The organism is Desulfosporomusa polytropa, assembly GCF_055380075.1.
The window spans coordinates 3,473,190-3,490,531 of sequence record NZ_AP042400.1; the positions used below are offsets into that span (position 1 = coordinate 3,473,190).

General features: G+C 45.3%; 17 protein-coding genes. 2 read left to right on the forward strand and 15 right to left on the reverse strand.

Going from position 1 to position 17,342, the window contains the following annotated elements; all coding sequences use genetic code 11:
* Positions 1 to 70: 70 nt before the first annotated feature.
* The 8 genes from ACZ449_RS18010 to ACZ449_RS18045 form a co-directional block, all read right to left on the reverse strand.
* Positions 71 to 1,528: a nitrilase-related carbon-nitrogen hydrolase gene (locus ACZ449_RS18010; RefSeq protein WP_464257439.1), complete on the reverse strand. Its 1,458-nt coding sequence runs from the start codon at positions 1,526 to 1,528 to the stop codon at positions 71 to 73.
* Between the two features lie 257 nt (positions 1,529 to 1,785).
* Complete coding sequence (locus ACZ449_RS18015) at positions 1,786 to 2,715, reverse strand: DUF4097 family beta strand repeat-containing protein (protein WP_464257440.1); 930 nt, start codon at positions 2,713 to 2,715, stop codon at positions 1,786 to 1,788.
* 3 nt (positions 2,716 to 2,718) lie between these two features.
* Complete coding sequence (locus ACZ449_RS18020; RefSeq protein WP_464257441.1) at positions 2,719 to 3,270, reverse strand: HAAS signaling domain-containing protein; 552 nt, start codon at positions 3,268 to 3,270, stop codon at positions 2,719 to 2,721.
* A gap of 4 nt (positions 3,271 to 3,274) precedes the next feature.
* The gene (locus ACZ449_RS18025; RefSeq protein ID WP_464257442.1) at positions 3,275 to 3,553 is read right to left on the reverse strand and encodes a PadR family transcriptional regulator; all 279 of its coding nucleotides are present in this window, start codon (positions 3,551 to 3,553) and stop codon (positions 3,275 to 3,277) included.
* Positions 3,554 to 4,310: 757 nt separating this feature from the next.
* On the reverse strand, positions 4,311 to 4,523 hold the full coding sequence (locus ACZ449_RS18030; RefSeq protein WP_464257443.1) for a hypothetical protein: 213 nt from the start codon (positions 4,521 to 4,523) through the stop codon (positions 4,311 to 4,313).
* Between the two features lie 142 nt (positions 4,524 to 4,665).
* On the reverse strand, positions 4,666 to 6,195 hold the full coding sequence (hutH, locus tag ACZ449_RS18035; protein WP_464257444.1) for a histidine ammonia-lyase: 1,530 nt from the start codon (positions 6,193 to 6,195) through the stop codon (positions 4,666 to 4,668).
* Positions 6,196 to 6,377: 182 nt separating this feature from the next.
* On the reverse strand, positions 6,378 to 6,812 hold the full coding sequence (locus ACZ449_RS18040; RefSeq protein ID WP_464257445.1) for a HutP family protein: 435 nt from the start codon (positions 6,810 to 6,812) through the stop codon (positions 6,378 to 6,380).
* A 150-nt stretch (positions 6,813 to 6,962) separates the two neighbouring features.
* Positions 6,963 to 8,381, reverse strand: coding sequence for an amino acid permease (locus ACZ449_RS18045; RefSeq protein ID WP_464261901.1), 1,419 nt, complete (start codon positions 8,379 to 8,381; stop codon positions 6,963 to 6,965).
* Between the two features lie 471 nt (positions 8,382 to 8,852).
* Between ACZ449_RS18045 and ACZ449_RS18050 the strand changes: the two genes are divergently transcribed.
* On the forward strand, positions 8,853 to 9,611 hold the full coding sequence (locus tag ACZ449_RS18050; protein WP_464257446.1) for a carboxylesterase family protein: 759 nt from the start codon (positions 8,853 to 8,855) through the stop codon (positions 9,609 to 9,611).
* Between the two features lie 242 nt (positions 9,612 to 9,853).
* A complete protein-coding gene (locus tag ACZ449_RS18055) occupies positions 9,854 to 10,489 on the forward strand; it encodes a LysE family translocator (protein WP_464257447.1) in 636 nt (211 codons plus the stop codon).
* Between the two features lie 130 nt (positions 10,490 to 10,619).
* Here the strand turns inward: ACZ449_RS18055 and accC are convergent, their stop codons facing one another.
* The 7 genes from accC to ACZ449_RS18090 form a co-directional block, all read right to left on the reverse strand.
* Entirely contained in the window at positions 10,620 to 11,972 is a 1,353-nt protein-coding gene (gene accC / locus ACZ449_RS18060; RefSeq protein WP_464257448.1) for an acetyl-CoA carboxylase biotin carboxylase subunit, read from the reverse strand.
* A 51-nt stretch (positions 11,973 to 12,023) separates the two neighbouring features.
* Positions 12,024 to 12,473: an acetyl-CoA carboxylase biotin carboxyl carrier protein gene (gene accB, locus ACZ449_RS18065; RefSeq protein ID WP_464257449.1), complete on the reverse strand. Its 450-nt coding sequence runs from the start codon at positions 12,471 to 12,473 to the stop codon at positions 12,024 to 12,026.
* Between the two features lie 99 nt (positions 12,474 to 12,572).
* Positions 12,573 to 13,580 carry a 5-oxoprolinase subunit C family protein gene (locus ACZ449_RS18070; RefSeq protein WP_464257450.1) on the reverse strand — a complete coding sequence of 336 codons (1,008 nt, stop codon included), beginning with the start codon at positions 13,578 to 13,580 and terminating at the stop codon, positions 12,573 to 12,575.
* Positions 13,577 to 14,335 carry a 5-oxoprolinase subunit PxpB gene (pxpB, locus tag ACZ449_RS18075; protein ID WP_464257451.1) on the reverse strand — a complete coding sequence of 253 codons (759 nt, stop codon included), beginning with the start codon at positions 14,333 to 14,335 and terminating at the stop codon, positions 13,577 to 13,579. Before pxpB ends, ACZ449_RS18070 begins: the two co-directional genes overlap by 4 nt.
* 46 nt (positions 14,336 to 14,381) lie before the next feature.
* On the reverse strand, positions 14,382 to 15,173 hold the full coding sequence (locus tag ACZ449_RS18080) for a putative hydro-lyase (protein WP_464257452.1): 792 nt from the start codon (positions 15,171 to 15,173) through the stop codon (positions 14,382 to 14,384).
* Positions 15,174 to 15,201: 28 nt separating this feature from the next.
* A complete protein-coding gene (gene pxpA, locus ACZ449_RS18085; protein ID WP_464257453.1) occupies positions 15,202 to 15,966 on the reverse strand; it encodes a 5-oxoprolinase subunit PxpA in 765 nt (254 codons plus the stop codon).
* A gap of 92 nt (positions 15,967 to 16,058) precedes the next feature.
* The gene (locus ACZ449_RS18090) at positions 16,059 to 17,285 is read right to left on the reverse strand and encodes an NRAMP family divalent metal transporter (protein WP_464257454.1); all 1,227 of its coding nucleotides are present in this window, start codon (positions 17,283 to 17,285) and stop codon (positions 16,059 to 16,061) included.
* Between the last annotated feature and the right edge of the window lie 57 nt (positions 17,286 to 17,342).

Here is a 17,342-nt window from a genome sequence, read left to right on the forward strand (position 1 = left end):
TTCACTATTTTTAATATAGCATAAAAAAACAAGTGCGACAATGGCGAACCGTCCCTTGTCGCAGTCCAATTCACTTTTGGCGGTGTATTAGTGGCAAAAGAATTATTGAAAAAGTAAACAATCCTACACAAGTCCAGCCAAACCAGTTGCCCCATTCGCTATATATTGACTTTCCTGCCCCAAGTTTGAGTTCTCCCATTAGCAAAGTTCCATTTTCTGTTGCATCAGCATCAGTTGATGCTCTGGCTACCACACGTCCTTTACTATCGCTGAGAGTAAGTAATCCCCATTGTCCGGCTCGTGCCACCGCATAATTCCCTTCGATGCCACGCATGATGGAAACCCGTCCATGGGTCCAACCGTCATCATGAAAATCAAGCGCTGGTACGAACATCACGTTTATTTCCTGTTGACTATATGTAAGAGCCGGTTGTACGAAATCCATATCTTTACAAACTTCAATTCCCCATGTACCCATGGTGGTTTTTACAATCCCCAGGGTGTTTCCAGGAGTATATTTACCTTCGTGAGCTGGCAACATATGCTGTTTATCGTATTTTAGCAGTAATTCTCCGTTTGGGGCGAACACGTAGGCAGAGTTATAAGATTTTGCGTTATCCCGATTATTTAAGCCAACGATCAAGTGAACTTTATTTAGCCGGGCAGTGCTACTCAGATGCTGCAAAACATTGTACTGCTCATGTAGGGTTAAAATCTTTTCCGGTAATAGTACAACTTCTGCACCTGATTGTGCAAGCAATTCAATAGTTCGGGTATAGCGCTGGATTGTATCTGCCACTTGCTGTGGGTCCTTGTTTGTCACCACAGGAATGTACTGCTCTAACGTTGTAGATACAGCAGCAATACCGATCTTTAGACTAGGACCTTGGGCAGGTATGTACAAGCGGTATACCCCGAATACTATTATCAGTAAAAGCAAACTAGCGGGAATACAACCGGCCTTTATGCTCAACTTTCGATTTTGACGGTGATACCAGGCTAAGGCAATACTAGCGGGAATGAGTGAAAGTAAAAAAGTTATTCCCCAAATACCTGTAATTGAAGCAACCTGAATAACAGGTAAGTTTGCTATTTGCGTATAAGCAATGCTGCCGATGACTCCATCGGGTGAATCAAGGGAAGTAACAAATTCAAAAGCAGCCAAAGCACTGGCAAAGATAAAACTCGCAGCCCAGTGTTTGGTTCTGATAGCCATATATCGGAATATACTAAGTGCAATGGCAAACGCGGCTGCATTCTCAATATTTGCATATAATAAGATTTTGAACAGGAATGAACCATACATTTGAACCAACGGATTGGACGCGCCGATAAAAAATGCGAAATAGCCGGCACAAGCAGTGGAAATAACTGACGCTTTCAGAGCATAGATACATACTGGTAACGGTGCCAGCCAGGTTAAAATCCAGACATTGTGAAACCCGGTAGAATAATAATAAGCAAGCGAACTAAGCGTAACCGCAAGAATAAATCTTAGTCTGTTACTATATAGAAAGCTACTAGGCATAGGTATCTCACCTCCATTTAATAAAGCTATCATTAACTACGCTTCGTTTTAACGGCTTCATGCCAAATAGCACTCGAAGCCAGTTAAACCGCATTATAAATAAATAATATATTCCAACAACAATTACCAGCGATGAAGCACTAATAACAAGATACTTAAGAGGTATGCCAACAGGCCATTGAATTATTTACCGCCACCTTCGCCTCCATGGTTTATCCCCCTCACCTTTGGCATGATTTCTCCGTTTTTTTCCCAAACTAATGTATTTTTGCCTTTCCAGAGCTAACCTCCACTTTTACTAGCGGGCCTTCTCCCTCCCCGACGCTGCCCTTGAATGAGTTAGTGCTGTGTACCCGCTGTCCGGCCTGGGGCAGCTCAATTTCTAGCTTCCCGGTGGATGCCGTTGCCTCCAATCGGAACGGAGTACGGGCATGACCTATTTTTATATCCGCAAAACCGGAACTACTCCTAATCAGTACATCGTCAAGAATCTCATCCATAGCTACATCAATATGTCCTGAACTGCTCGATATATCAAGCTTTCCCTTAACATTCTCAAACCGGGCGTGGCCGGCTGAAACCCGGCTGCTTATCTTTGCTGCCTGGCAGTCAACCATGTCGAAACTCCCGGAATCAGCAGTCACTGCTATCTCACTAGCCCGGCAGTTCTCCAGTTTAAATTGACCGGAACTCATTTTGGCTGACAGTACACCTGCCTCCAGATTTTCCACTTGCACCCTTCCCGAACTGGCATTAATAACAATTGTTTCATACTCTGTCTGGGGCAGCAGCACTTCAAAGCGATTGTTCCTATGATTGAATGGTATAAACAGATAATGATTGGCGTTTCGCCAGCTATCACCAATTTTTAGGTGCAACACATCTCCCTGAACCGCTTCGCTTATTAGCTCTTCCTGCCGCAAGCTTTCATCAGTCGTCCACCTCCATATCCGGACGGTAGGTCTGTCCACATCGGCTCGTACTATCCGGACGTCACCAGAGATAATTTTCAAGTCAATACTTTTGGTTCCGACTGACTTGGCAACATACGTATCCGACAATTCTCTATACCCTGCTGCATTATTATAATTCCACATGCCAAGTGCAAACAGGACGCCGTTTCCAGCTACACCAATCAAAAAAAGTAAAAATGCGCCAATGGCGATTTTCTTTAAAACCCCATCCATTCTTTATGACCCCCTTATGATCCGGATGTTGAACTGTAAATACTTTAAGAACATCTTACCCGCCCACCGGGTCACAAAAATCATGCCAATGCCAAGCAGAGAACCGGCTCCTACGGTAACCATTGACGTAAATATCCAGGCTAGAATACCCGTCGGTTCAGAAGGCATCCCTGCTGCAACCAGCATTATTACAGGCGAGACTACCAGTACAACCGCAACAACGTAAAAAGCAAAAAGCACTCCAATTACGCCGAATAGAGGTCCAATGACGAAAACCAGATTAATAAACCCCAGACTAACTGTAGCCAGCACAGCCCTTGCAATATTGTTCACCGAAACGTTTTCCGTCGCCTGCGCGACATGATAACCGGCCATTATTTCTTTGGCTATGGCCTGCGGTGAACCAAGCGAACTAGCAATTTCCGACTCACTCTTTCCACTGGCCATCCCGTTTTGAAAATGTTCCTCATAGTCATAGAGGATGTCCTTGCGTTCCGCTTCCGGCATTTTTCCCAAAAGTTCTTCTAGCTTGCCCAAAAAATCCTGTTTGGTCATTCTCTCAACCCTCCGCAATAATGCTGTCAACCCCCCGTGAAAACAACCGCCACTCCTTTACCATTTCCAACATATAAGCACGTCCCTTGGCGGTCAGGTGATAGTACTTCCGTGGCGGCCCCTCCGCTGACTCTGTTAAATAGGTCTCGAAATACCCTTCCTGGGTCATTCGCCGCAGAAGCGGATATATCGTCCCCTCAGCAATCAAAATTTTTTCCGATATTTTATTGGCCAACTCGTAGCCATACGTATCATGTTCCGCTGCCAGAACAAGCACACACATTTCCAAGACGCCCTTTTTGAACTGGACATTAATAATTACCACCTCCCCGGCGATTTATTTATCTATATAGTATCACTCACTATATAACATTGCAAGGTACTGAGTATAAATATATCCCCCTCCGGATACATGGAGGGGGATATGAGCTTCATGGCATTTTTAAATTATATGATTAACTATTATGGATTCGTTTTAGATACTGATTAAATTGAGGTACAGTAAAATCTACTTCTCCATATCCCGATGCATAGATAAATCCTTTATAAATTAATTGTCCTCTAACTGGTGAAATGCACACTGGTCTTCATTTTACCAGCTATTTGGGCAATCGTACATGGCAATCCTTCACACTCTACCATAGTATGCATAAATTCCTTTTCCTTTGGTGTCGCCCGATCGTAGCGAACCTTAAAAAAACTATCGTCCAGGCTTTTCTCAAAGGATGGATACGCTTCCCGTACTGATGTAATATCAATATTTTCATTTTTGATAAAGGCCCAAACCTGTTTTCCATATTCCTGTAGAAAATAGGGATAGCCCTCTGTAATTCTAAATATTTCATCAATCGTCTCAGCTGTGAAGGTTACGCCTATTTTTTTGCCGGTTCTACCAGGGCGAGCTTGGCTGCCTCTAGTTCTAAAGAGCCTATCGAAATAAGGCTAAACAATCTTTCCGCATAGGACTTACTATCCCTGGAATCTTTGTCACTTTAATATGCTCATATAAGACATTATTTTCTTCTGCAATATCTTCAATTTTATTTAATAGTACCGTTTTTCCAACACCACGTAGACCATAGTAAACAATAGAACGAGTTTAGATTGCCGCCGACTTCGGCTATTACTTGTTCGCCTTTGACCTGGGAACCTAGGATGTTGGTTCTTATCACTGCGACAATGGTGAACCGTCCCCTGTCGCATACCACATGTCTATCTCGGTAATTTCCAGCTATCTTGCTCGGTAAATCCATAGCTCTTGTCTGCCACCCGTGCAACCTGCAGGGAGCAAGATACCGGCGAAACGTGAAAAGCAAGTACCCATAACCTAAGCACAGCTAAGTTATGGGTACTTGCTCTATTCAAAACACAAATTTCTTAAAAAACGCCTTGGTATTACATTATTTTTAACGTGCCAATCGCTTCTTCAACTTTTACTACCAGTGTCCGGTCAGCGATTAAATCATAAATGCTCTGGATATCCGGGGCAGGCATTCTGTCCTCATCCAAATGGGGCACTACTTCACGAATGGCCTTATGGGCTGCGCCGGTACCCTTGCCGGGTTTCAACGGTGACAAGAAATCAATGCCTTGTGCAGCAGCCAAACACTCAATCGCCAGGATATAACGGACATTATTTAAAATTTCCCACGCCTGCCGGGCGGCAATGGTTCCCATACTTACATGATCTTCCTGGTTAGCCGAGGTAGGAATGGAATCCGCACTGGCTGGGTGAACAAGCACCTTATTTTCTGATACTAAGGAAGCAGCTGTATACTGGGTAATCATCAAACCGGAATCTTCGCCTGGATAGGCTGTCAGGAATGGCGGCAGATCACTTAAATGCGCGTCAAGCAAACGATTGGTGCGTCGCTCGGAGATATTGCCGATTTCTGCCAGAGCTAATTTGAGATAATCCATCACCAAGGCGATAGGCTGTCCGTGGAAGTTACCACCCGAGATGGCCTCGCCCGTATCAGGCATAATCAAGGGATTATCTGTAGCGGCATTGATTTCAATTGTCAGTGTTTCTTCCATCCGCCGCAGGGCATCTTTTGATGCACCATGCACCTGTGGTACACAACGCAGGGAATAAGCGTCCTGCACCTTGGAACAATTGACATGGGACTCGATAATGGGGCTATCAGCCGTCAGGCGCAGCATGTTCTCAGTGGTAGCAACCTGTCCGATATGCGGTCTTACTTGACTGATGCGCGGATCAAAGGCAGTACGGGTTCCCTTGAGAGCTTCGATGCAAAGAGCAGCAGCCACATCGGCTGTTTTCATTAGATCAACCGCATCCTGCCAGACCATGCAGCCCACAGCTGTCATAATCTGCGTACCATTAATCAATGCTAATCCTTCTTTACCGCTAAGCGCCACAGGCTTGAGACCGCTTTTTGCCAAGGCTTCGGCGCCGCTCACCAGCTTGCCGTCAACCAATGCCTGCCCTTCCCCCAGCATAACTAACACCATATGAGAAAGCGGAGCCAAATCACCGCTGGCACCTACCGACCCTTTTTCCGGAACAGCCGGGCATACCCGTTTGTTCAACATGTCAAGCAGCATCTCTACAGTCGAGAGTTTAATACCTGAATAGCCTTTTGCCAGCGAGTTTGCTCTGAGCAGCATAGCTGAGCGTACGACATCTTCAGGTAAACATTTACCCACACCGGTTGCATGGCTTAAGATCAGGTTTCTTTGCAGCTTTTCCCGTTTTTCTTTAGAAATAAAAATCTGGCTAAAATCACCAAAACCGGTAGAAATTCCATAGACCGGAGTTTCTTCTTCCAAAATTTTGTCTACAATTTTCCGGCTGTCTACAATTTGTTTACGCCCTACTTCACTTAGCCCCACTGTTTCATAGCCCCGGGCCACCTTTACCACATCTGCTAATGTCAGGGAATATCCATCTAATACTATCATGTTTTCCAGCCTCCTATTTTAATTTACGAATCAGTCTGCGAAATACCTGGCAATTTATTGGTTATTCATAAGTAGTATCTCCTTTATTAATATAAAAAGGGAGCAAACTCATTACTGAGTTTACCCCCTTATGTCTCATAACTTTGGGTTAACTTCATAGTTACCATTTTATTGTTTATTGATCAAATTGGATTCATCCCCAGGCCAAGCACTTCATGTTCAAAACCCTTCATGGGTGCTCCCATATAGCCATACAAGGCAATCGCAATCCATTCGCCGTCATCAGCACACCCGACTGTCCTGGGTCCGCGGACTATGCTAAATAATAAACCCGCACTGCGAAGTACATTGCCTAAGCCGACATTGCCCCGGCAGATACCGTGATAGGCTTCCAGAATACTGTGGTATAAGGCGTGCTCTTCCCGATAATTACTGCTAATAAAACCTTCTCGCTTGGCTGCTGTTTCCACAGCTGCAAAAATCTTAGCCGAATCCATCGAGCCCACTTTGCTTTTATACACTTTGTAGCCTAACGGTAAACTCTTTTCCAGCAACTTGGCCTCTTCAGGTTCTGTTTGCAAGACCGACAACACTGCTATTTTCCCTAGACTCATCATCGAACTTTATCCATGGCTTTCTCCCTATTTCTGTGTGCAAATTAGCACCTGCCGCTACACTCATGTCTCTTATCTACGGAAGATATCTTATTTGCATCATAAGGCAGCATTAGGAAAAAGTCAAGGCTAAAATGAGCCGCCGCTTTCAGCCTACTCCGCAACCTCTGTTACCTTTTCACTTTTTTTGCTGTGCACCAACATATAATACAGATAGATAAGCACAATGACCGGTATTCCGGTATATAACACAATACGTTGTGACTCATCAAAATAAAGGCTGAGAATAATGCCGATATTTAATAACATTGCCACAACAGGCACAATGGGGTAAAAGGGAGTCTTGAAAATCAGTTGCTCCATTTTGCCGCCTAACTGTAAGAAGCTCTTGCGAAAATTAAGCTGACACCAGGCAATAATAATCCAGATTAAGCAACCTGTCAAACCTACACTGGACATAAGCCACAAATACACAGTATCGGCAGCATATTCGCTGGTAAGCAAAGATAAGCCTGATAACGCCAAAGTCACAAGTACACCATAAAAGGGAACTCCCCGCGAATTTAACTTGGATAACCAGCCAGGTGCCTGCTTATCCTTAGACATTGACCAGAGCAGCCGCGAACAAACATATAGAGCAGAATTGCCAGCTGATAAGGCGGACGTAAGCACAACAAAGCTCATAATATCCTGAGCAAGCGGAATACCAAGTCGGCCAAAAACATGCGCGAACGGGCTTTCCAACAGACCGGCTTCCTGGAATGGAATAGTAGCGGCCAAAACAATCATGGCAAGCACATAGAAAAGCACAATCCGCAGAGCAATGCCTTTAATGACACGCGGCACGTTTTTGCCGGGATTCTCACATTCGCCTGCTGCAATTCCGACCAATTCTGATCCTTGAAAGGAATATACTACCGTAATCATGGTTAAAAATACAGCCCAGCCACCATTAGGAAAAAGACCGGAGCCTATACCAAAATTTGATAAGCCTATTGCGCCTTCCCGACCGGCAAAGCCAAACATTAAGCCGGCACCGGCGATAATAAAGCCGACAATAGCCACTACTTTTATACTAGCAAACCAAAATTCAGTTTCTCCGTACACCTTGACTGAAATCAAATTCAACGCGGCTAACACCACCGCAAAGATGGCGCACCAAATCCAAACAGCCACCTGCGGAAACCAAGCTGTCATAATAATACCGGCAGCAGTAAAGTCTGCGGCAATACACACCGCCCAATTAATCCAATACAACCAGCCGACGGTAAAACCGACACCAGGCGAAATAAAGCGTGAGGCATAGGTCTGGAATGATCCGGCCACAGGCATGGCCACAGCCAATTCACCCAAACAAAGTAGTGCTAAATACATTACAAAACCGCCAAATAAATAGGCTAAAATAGCGCCGAATGGACCAGCTTGGCTGATTACCTGTCCTGAACCCATAAATAACCCTGTGCCAATCGTTCCTCCAATAGAAATCATCATGAGATGACGTGATTTCATATCACGTTTAAGTCCTGATTTTTCCGGACAAAGCTGCTCAAGATCTACTGTTGGTGTTGTCATCATATTTCCCCCAAACTTTTACGAACTTTACAAACCCTTTATCTCTTTTGCAAGTACAGGTCACTCTTCCTCCTCCCTCGATTTGAATTATTTTGGGATATGCTTGGCCTGAATAGGATGGACAGCAGCAATTGGGCCAAATAAAAAAGGACAAAACTCAAAAAGAGTTTTGCCCCCTAATATCTAATAGCTATAGGCATAACAAATAGTAATATGATGTAATTTTTCGAACTTTAAGTCTATTATAAATTATAGAAATTATTTCGTCAATCCCTTTCCTATAATTTTCTCTATTCAGATATAAGACCTCAGAATTGGAAATATGGCTTCTCCTCGGCTGGTGGTTTTTGCATTTGTTCCGGGCAAGTGGATAGTCGAATTATTTTGTAATGAACTTATAAGACAATTGTTATTGCTATCTACAATAAGTTCCAGTAGTATACAACTATAGATCATAAGGAGGGATTTTTTATGAAATACGTATTGGTTACATTATTGTCCCTTGTCCTTAACTTAGGACTAATAGCCAATACCAATGCACAAGACTTAAAGTCGGAGGGAAACGCTGGGAAAAACTATATCGAACAAAGATATACTTTTTCATATAACGGTATGACATTACAGTACATGCTAGTTCTTCCTGCCGACTACTCCCGAATAGACCGCCCGTGGCCAATGATTCTCTTTCTGCATGGAGGCTCTGGACGTGGGCAGAACCTAGACTTAGTTAAGAGCTATGGACCTCCCTTGATTGCAGAAGAACAAAAAGATTTTCCTTTTGTTGTGCTTGCCCCTCAATGTCCGGAGGAAGAAACCTGGACAACCAAAGCAGACATTTTAGCTGCACTTTTGGACGATGTCATAAAAAAATACAAAATAGATCCGGACCGGGTTTATCTTACTGGGACAAGCATGGGCGGTAACGGTACGTGGCATCTGGTTGCCCGGCACCCGGGATACTTTGCAGCAGTCGCCCCTATGGCCGCGAGTCCGGAAATTCCGGAAATTTGGAATAAACGGTTTATATCTATGCCTATCTGGGCTTTCCACGGTGACCAAGATACAATATGCCCCCTAACAGATGATGAAGCTATGATTAACGCACTTCGTGCGCAAGGAGCGTCGCCACGTTTTACAGTCTTACATGGCAAAGGGCACTACATCGGCAAAGAAGCGTATGAAAACCGTGACCTGTATGACTGGTTCCTAAAAACTACTCGTCAGCATTGACCTTCCGAAAACATGCTTTTACTGTAACTTCCGTGTCAGATTGAAGTGCACCCTAACTTGATGTCAGAAAAGGGTTTTAAAAAGTTTCGGGGTATTAATCGTGTATAATAGTAACCGTGATGGAATATGCTGGGTGCATCAGAATTACGCCGGTTCATTAACTGTGGCTTAAATAAAAGTCGTTCTATCCAGGGAAAGTTAACCCTTTCCATCTGGAAAATAAAAATCGGAGGCGAAAATTATTGGATGATCTTACCTATTGGATACTATTCCTTTCAGCTTCACTAGCCATTAACATTTCACCAGGACCTGATTTATTCTACATACTCTCCCGAACAATCGCTTGTGGTAAAAACGCAGGCATGGCTTCTTCGCTTGGCGTCGGTACTGGTGCTTTAGTACATGTGACTGCTGCCGCATTGGGGCTTTCTGCGATTCTCGCAACCTCAGCTATTGCCTTTTCCATCGTAAAGTACGTAGGAGCTGCCTATTTAATCTACTTAGGAATCAAAACTTTGCGCAGCGCCGGAACTATCCCGGAATTATCTGCAGCAAAAATAGTAGAAGTATCCTCATGGGCTGCATTTAAACAAGGAATGCTTGTTGATATTCTAAATCCAAAGGCTGCTATCTTTTTTATGGCTTTCTTGCCGCAATTTATTCGTCCGGAAATAGGAGGCATACCACTTCAGCTATTTGGACTAGGCCTTCTTGTTATTCTAATGGGCTTTGTCGTCGAATTCTCTTTTGTTTTTCTAGCTGCCAAAATCACTGGCTGTCTAAGGAGAAATCAATTGATTAGCTCTTGGCTTGACCGTACCTTAGGTTCGATTTTAATTGCTCTGGGAATACGGTTGGCATTTGTGGAAAGAACGTAATAGCACCTTCAGCAGCGCCATTGATAAACCTCTACCTCTATACTTAGCATAAAACGAGGCCTGAACCACTTTAACTGGTTCAGGCCTCGTTTTTATGCTAACACACCGAAGTTGTTATCTTTATGTCTGTCTACTCTTCCATTATATCCCCATATGTTTCCAAAAAACCTGTTGTCACCTCACCTGTAACAAACACGGGGTGATTCAGTAGTTTTTGCTGAAAGGGAATCGTGGTATGCACGCCTTCAATAACGTATTCGCTAAGCGCCCGTTTCATCCGTTCAATGGCTTCCTGTCTGGTTTTACCCCAGACAATGACTTTCGCCACCATGGAATCATAGAAGGGAGAAATTTCATACCCGGAATATACAGCACTGTCAATTCTGACACCAAACCCACCAGGCGGCAGATAGCGTCCTACCTTGCCAGGGCAAGGCATAAAGTTACAGGCTGGATTTTCTGCATTGACGCGGCATTCCATCGCCCAGCCATTTACCTGTACTTCTTCCTGCGAAAAGCTAAGGCGGCAGCCTGCTGCCACGGCTAGCTGTTCCTTAATCAGATCAATGCCTGTAACCATTTCCGTTATGGCATGCTCAACCTGAATCCGGGTATTCATTTCAATAAAATAGAATTGACCATGTTTATCCAGCAGAAATTCTACCGTGCCGGCCCCCTGGTAATGTACCGTCTTAGCCGCCAGCACGGCAACCTGCCCCATCTGTTGGCGTAACCTTTCATCCAAAGCCGGTGATGGTGCTTCTTCCACCAGCTTTTGATGACGACGCTGAATGGAACAATCCCGCTCACCCAGATAGACAACGTTGCCATAGCTATCGGCCATAATCTGCATTTCGACATGCCGTGGTTCTTCCAGATACTTTTCCAAATAAACACCAGGATCACCAAAAATAACTTCTACTTCCTTCTGCGCTTGGCGAATGGCCTGGTTTAAATCTGCAGCATTATCAGCCACCCGCATGCCTTTGCCGCCGCCACCGGCGGTAGCCTTAACAATCACCGGATAGCCGATTGTCTCCGCTACAGTAACTGCCATTTCTATTTCTTCAATAATACCGTCTGTACCGGGGATAATGGGAACACCAGCCTGCTTCATGGTATCCCGGGCAACGGCTTTTGCTCCCATTCGTCTGATAGCATCCGGACTGGGGCCAATGAAGGTTATCCCACAGTCACTACAGGCTTCGGCAAATTCCGCATTTTCGGCTAAAAAACCATAGCCCGGGTGAATGGCATCAGTCTGGGTAGCGGCAGCCACCGCAAGCAAGTTAGCTACATTTAAATAGCTCTGCCTGGCTGCAGCCGGACCGATGCAATATGCCTCATCGGCTAGTTTGACATGCAGTGCTTGCGCGTCAGCTTTCGAATAAACAGCGACAGTAGCAATTCCCATTTCACGACAGGCCCTAATAATCCGGACAGCAATTTCACCCCGGTTAGCAATCAATACTTTTTTGAACATTTATTTACTCCTTTATTCCTATACCTGACCTTGTTTGCTAAACCGGAAATGCTATGGCTTTACCACAAACAGCGGCTGACCGTACTCCACGAAATCTCCGTCTTTTACTAATACTTTTACAACTTCTCCGGTTACACTGGCAGCTACTTCATTAAATAATTTCATAGCCTCCAATGTGCATACAACAGTATTCGGTTCTACGCTGTCGCCAATAGTTACAAATGGCGCAGCACCGGGTTCAGCAGCAGCATAAAAAGTTCCGACACTTGGCGAAAGAACTTCGCAAAAAGCCGTTTCTTCCTGTTCGGGAGTTAACGGTTTTGCTGCTTTCTGTAAAACAGGATTAGCTGGGGCCGGTACGGCAGCAGGCTGCAGCTGCTCAGGCATAGTAGAATTTTTGGCAATAACCAGCTTCGAACCTTCCTTATTCCATTCAAAGTGACTGATCGATGATTGATCCACAGCCTTAATTAATTCTTTTATTTCAGTAATAGTAAACATGAATTTCACTCCTTGAGCATTCTTACTGCGATTATGCCGCCAGGCAAATCAGGATAAGGCTTTGCTTCATTTCGAATCTAGAACAACTTTATTGCCAGACTAACTTACCCGCAAGTCAATGGCCTGTTTTAGTTGCTGCAGATAGGCTTCCCGTTCAAGATACAGTTGTTCGGCAACGTCTAACGATATTTCCTGAAAATCGATTTTATCACCTGGTCTAGTCTGAGCAATAAGGGCAATATCTACAGCCGCTACTTGGGCTATTTTAGGATAACCCCCAGCAGTTTGCCTGTCTGCCAACAAAATGATCGGATTACCGTCAGGCGGCACTTGAACAGTCCCCAGTGCAACCGCTTCAGAAACCATTTCCAGTGACTCACTTAGTGTTAACACCGGCCCTGACAAACGGTATCCCATCCGGTCTGACTGGGAGGTAACCTGAAAGGGGCAGTTAAAAAATTGAGTTCTGCTTTCTGGTGTAAACTGCTCATATTGACTGCCACAAGTAACGCGTACCTGAATAGGTTGCGAAGGCTGAGGGATATGGGCCTTTGCCGCATACCAGTTGGTAGCTGCAAACGAATGATCTTGCAGTTTAACACCTAGTTGCTTAATTAACCGGTCGGCTTGCTTCGACCGGGGAGCTTGCCCAGCAAGCACATCATCTTGCTGCAACGCCCGCCCGTGAAAGCCACCAAGTCCTGCCCTCAAATAGGTGCTTTTGCTGCCCATTACTGCCGGAATGTCATAGCCGCCGGCCACAGCCAAATAGGAACGGCAGCCAGGCTTACACCCTTTAAAATCAAGCACACTGCCTTGCTTCACATAAACTGGCCGCCACATGGGCACTGCTGCGCCATTAATAGTTGGCGCCATATTACCGCCAGTTATGGCCAGCAGCATATCCTGCTCCAGGCGCAGCGACGGCCCCATCAGTGTCATCTCTAATACGCCTTCGCCCTCGTCATTGCCAACCAGAATATTGGCTACGCGCAGTGCGTAGGAATCCATGGCGCCGCTTACAATAACGCCATACTTTTGGAAGCCGTATCTACCCAGATCTTGAATACTTGAAAGCAGGCCGGGACGCAGCACAGTCATACTCATGATCTTGCCCCCTCATATTCGCCATACTCGGCCAAAGGAATGGGCCGGAAGCGGATGAGATCCCCAGCTTGCAAAAGACTGGGGCATTCGTCCTGGGGACGAAACAAGGAGAGCGGCGTGCGGCCAATCAATTGCCAGCCGCCAGGAGTTGTGATCGGATAAACGCCGGTTTGCATCCCGGCAATTCCTACAGACCCTGCCGGAATTTCCAGGCGCGGTGACGGCCGCCTGGGTGTGGCTATTTTTTCGGACATGCCACCAAGATAAGGAAACCCAGGGGCGAATCCGATCATATACACAAGATACTGCCCCTGGCTATGGATTTCAATTACTTCTTCCATGGTAATGTTATTATGCTCTGCCACATAAGCCAGATCTGGGCCGAATTCACCACCATAGCAGACGGGAATTTCCACGGTTCTCGGCTTGCTTACCACACCATTATCGAGTTTACTCAGCACTTCTTTTAGCAAATCGGCAAGAACTTGATAAGCTAACAGTTTTGGTTGCAGGTGCAATTGTTCTTTTTGAAACTGCTTTACCAGCGCCGGATTAAAAAACACGGTAACGCTAGAGTAAGCCGATACATATTCTAACATTCCCGGTAAAGGCCTTTTGTCCAGATAATCAGCTAACGCCTTTACTTTTTTATTTGTCTCAGGATTAATGCCTTTACCGAATTCCACCATAAGGGCCGCTTCGCCGACAGGCAGCAGTTGGTATTCAAGAACAGTACGCTCTGTTTGTTGCTTCACGAGTATCCACCTCTGTGTCTCTTGCTATATATAATGTGTTAGTTTTTTACAACACACTGAACTTTTCATCCCGCACATCGGTAATGAACATATGACCAGGAGCATGGGTAATCATCAGCTCCGGCTTTATCTGCATAGCTACGGCTTGCGGCGTAACTCCACAGGCCCAAAACACGGGAACTTCTCCCGCTTTAATAGTAACACGATCACCAAAGTCCGGCTTATCAATATCTTTTATCCCAATACTGGCTGGATTGCCAATATGGATAGGCGCACCATGAACTGACGGAAACCGTGAGGTTATCTGAACAGCACGCACAACATCCTTCTCAGGTATCGGCCGCATGCTCACTACTACCGGTCCTTCAAAGCGGCCTGCTTGTATACAGGGGATATTGGTCTTATACATGGCCACATTACAATTCTCTTCGATGTGACGAACAGGAATACCACTATTCATCAAAGGATGTTCAAACGTGAAGCTGCACCCGATGAGAAATGCAACCATATCGTCTTCCCAGTAGTTAAGAATATCCTGTACTTCGTCTACCAATTCACCGTGCCGGTAGATTCGATATTTAGGAATATCTGTCCGTATATCAGCAGTGGGAGCCACAAGTCTGGGCACCGGCGAACCCGCTTCGGTAACATCAAGAACCGGACAGGGTTTCGGATTTCGCTGACAAAACAAAAGAAAATCAAAAGCAATATCCTTTTTCAATATGGCCAGATTGGCCTGAGTAAACCCCTGCGCCATACCAGAAGTCGGTTTAGTCCACTCGCCACGGCGAATCATGGCACGTACTTCAGCTGGACTCATGTTTGCAAACTCACTCATTTTTATCCCTCTTTTTGTGCTATTATTTCTACTTATTACCCATAGCCTTAACAGCAATCCCACTGTTAAGGAGATATTCCTGTATTTTGCGGGCAAATTCTAACGCATGCTTCCCATCGCCATGAATACACACTGTATCTGCCTTAACGGCAATATCCTGGCCTTGGCGCGACAATACCTGGCCTTCCTTGATCATACGCACAACTTGCTGCACGGCTTCTTCCTGATTGGTAATCAGAGCATCCGGCTGTTTGCGCGAGGTTAACGAACCGTCTAGCTGATACGTACGGTCTGCAAATACCTCATGAGCTACCTGCAGACCAATTTTTTCTCCGGCAGCGACTAATTCACTACCCGCAAGACCAAACAGAATTAAACCGGGATCTACCTTATAAACAGCTTCGGCAATCGCCTCTGACAGCTGCTTGCTTTTGGCCGCCATATTATAGAGAGCGCCATGCGGCTTAACATGCTGCATGCTTGCGCCTTCCGCTTTAACAAAGGCTGCTAATGCACCAAGCTGGTACACAACTATGTCATACGCCTCCTGGGGTGAAATATCCATTTGTCTCCTACCAAAACCAACCAAATCAGGCAAGCCGGGATGGGCACCAATCGCTACACCATTTTTCACGGCAAGAGTGACTGTTTTGCGCATAACCGCCGGATCACCGGCGTGGAAGCCGCAGGCAATATTTGCCGAAGTTACAAACGGCAGAATCTCTTCGTCCACGCCTAGTTTATAAGCGCCAAAGCTCTCTCCCAAATCACAGTTCAAGTCAACTCGGTACATAACAATATACCTCCAACCTATTTTCCGGGTAAATATATACAACGTGTTAAAGACTTTTGCAGGTAGGTGGTGTATGACCACTTGCTTCTAACTTACAAAAAAAGTTTCGGCAATTGTTTAATCAGCGTATAACCACCCATGTAGGACATAACGACAACTACTAAGCCACCAAAAACAGTCATCCACAGCGGATGCTTATAATTGCCAACAATCTTTTTCATATGAGCCCCAACCAAAATAGTAGCAAGCGTAATCGGCAGAATGAGTCCGTTAAGCGCCCCTACCAGCACCAATACCTTAACTGGCTGGCCAACAATTGAAAATACCAAAGTCGAGACTAGGATAAACCCAATAATCACAAATTTTTCATTTTTAGCTACAGCGGAACTGAAGGTCTTGATAAACGAAACCGAGGTATAGGCAGCCCCAATAACAGAGGTTATGGCTGCAGCCCACATGACGACACCAAATACTTTATAACCTATATCACCTGCTGCCAATTTAAATACCGAAGCAGGCGGGTTAGCCGGATCAATCGTGAGACCTTGGGTAACAACGCCGAGAGCTGCCAAAAATAATACAACCCGCATAATCGCTGTAACTAAAATACCGGAAACTGAGCTCTTGGTTACTTCCGGTAAAGCTTCCACCCCACGGACGCCTGCATCCAGCAGGCGATGCCCGCCAGCAAAAGTAATGTACCCGCCTACAGTACCGCCAACCAGTGTAATGATGGCAAACATATCGATTTTGTCAGGCATAATACTTTTCACTACGGCCTCACCCACAGGTGGCGCCGAGGCAATGGCCACATAAACGGTTAATCCAATCATGACAAAGCCTGCGATCTGCGCAAAGCGGTCCATGGCCTTTCCCGCTTCTTTAACAAGGAAAATGCCGATGGCAATTGCAGCACTAATAATTGCGCCTGTTATCGGTGTTACCCCCAGTATTACATTTAACCCTAAGCCCGCTCCGGCAATATTGCCAATATTAAAAGCGAGGCCGCCTAAGACAATTAGTAGAGCGACAAAGTAGCCCAACCCCGGAAAAACCATATTGGCAATATCCTGACCGCGTTTCTCCGAAACGGCAATAATTCTCCAAACATTCAATTGTGCGCCCATATCCAAAACAATAGACATTATAATAACAAAACCAAAACTTGCTGCTAACTGTTGGGTAAATACCGTTGTTTGCGTTAAGAACCCTGGCCCGATAGCCGAAGTTGCCATCAAAAACGCGGCCCCTAGCAGCAATTCCCAATTAGTTTTTACCGGCTTCTTATACCCCGAATTTACATTTTTTACTGGATCCATAGTAGTTCCCCCCTATTTTTTGAACTTACCCTTATTACGCAAAAAAGACGCTCAAAC

Bases quoted from the DNA above. Each gene is read 5' to 3' on its own strand.
- ACZ449_RS18010 (WP_464257439.1), bottom strand. From the start codon at position 1,528: ATGCCTAGTAGCTTTCTATATAGTAACAGACTAAGATTTATTCTTGCG.
- ACZ449_RS18015 (WP_464257440.1), bottom strand. From the start codon at position 2,715: ATGGATGGGGTTTTAAAGAAAATCGCCATTGGCGCATTTTTACTTTTT.
- ACZ449_RS18020 (WP_464257441.1), bottom strand. From the start codon at position 3,270: ATGACCAAACAGGATTTTTTGGGCAAGCTAGAAGAACTTTTGGGAAAA.
- ACZ449_RS18025 (WP_464257442.1), bottom strand. From the start codon at position 3,553: ATGTGTGTGCTTGTTCTGGCAGCGGAACATGATACGTATGGCTACGAG.
- ACZ449_RS18030 (WP_464257443.1), bottom strand. From the start codon at position 4,523: ATGGATTTACCGAGCAAGATAGCTGGAAATTACCGAGATAGACATGTG.
- hutH (WP_464257444.1), bottom strand. From the start codon at position 6,195: ATGATAGTATTAGATGGATATTCCCTGACATTAGCAGATGTGGTAAAG.
- ACZ449_RS18040 (WP_464257445.1), bottom strand. From the start codon at position 6,812: ATGATGAGTCTAGGGAAAATAGCAGTGTTGTCGGTCTTGCAAACAGAA.
- ACZ449_RS18045 (WP_464261901.1), bottom strand. From the start codon at position 8,381: ATGACAACACCAACAGTAGATCTTGAGCAGCTTTGTCCGGAAAAATCA.
- ACZ449_RS18050 (WP_464257446.1), top strand. From the start codon at position 8,853: ATGAAATACGTATTGGTTACATTATTGTCCCTTGTCCTTAACTTAGGA.
- accC (WP_464257448.1), bottom strand. From the start codon at position 11,972: ATGTTCAAAAAAGTATTGATTGCTAACCGGGGTGAAATTGCTGTCCGG.
- accB (WP_464257449.1), bottom strand. From the start codon at position 12,473: ATGTTTACTATTACTGAAATAAAAGAATTAATTAAGGCTGTGGATCAA.
- ACZ449_RS18070 (WP_464257450.1), bottom strand. From the start codon at position 13,580: ATGAGTATGACTGTGCTGCGTCCCGGCCTGCTTTCAAGTATTCAAGAT.
- ACZ449_RS18080 (WP_464257452.1), bottom strand. From the start codon at position 15,173: ATGAGTGAGTTTGCAAACATGAGTCCAGCTGAAGTACGTGCCATGATT.
- pxpA (WP_464257453.1), bottom strand. From the start codon at position 15,966: ATGTACCGAGTTGACTTGAACTGTGATTTGGGAGAGAGCTTTGGCGCT.
- ACZ449_RS18090 (WP_464257454.1), bottom strand. From the start codon at position 17,285: ATGGATCCAGTAAAAAATGTAAATTCGGGGTATAAGAAGCCGGTAAAA.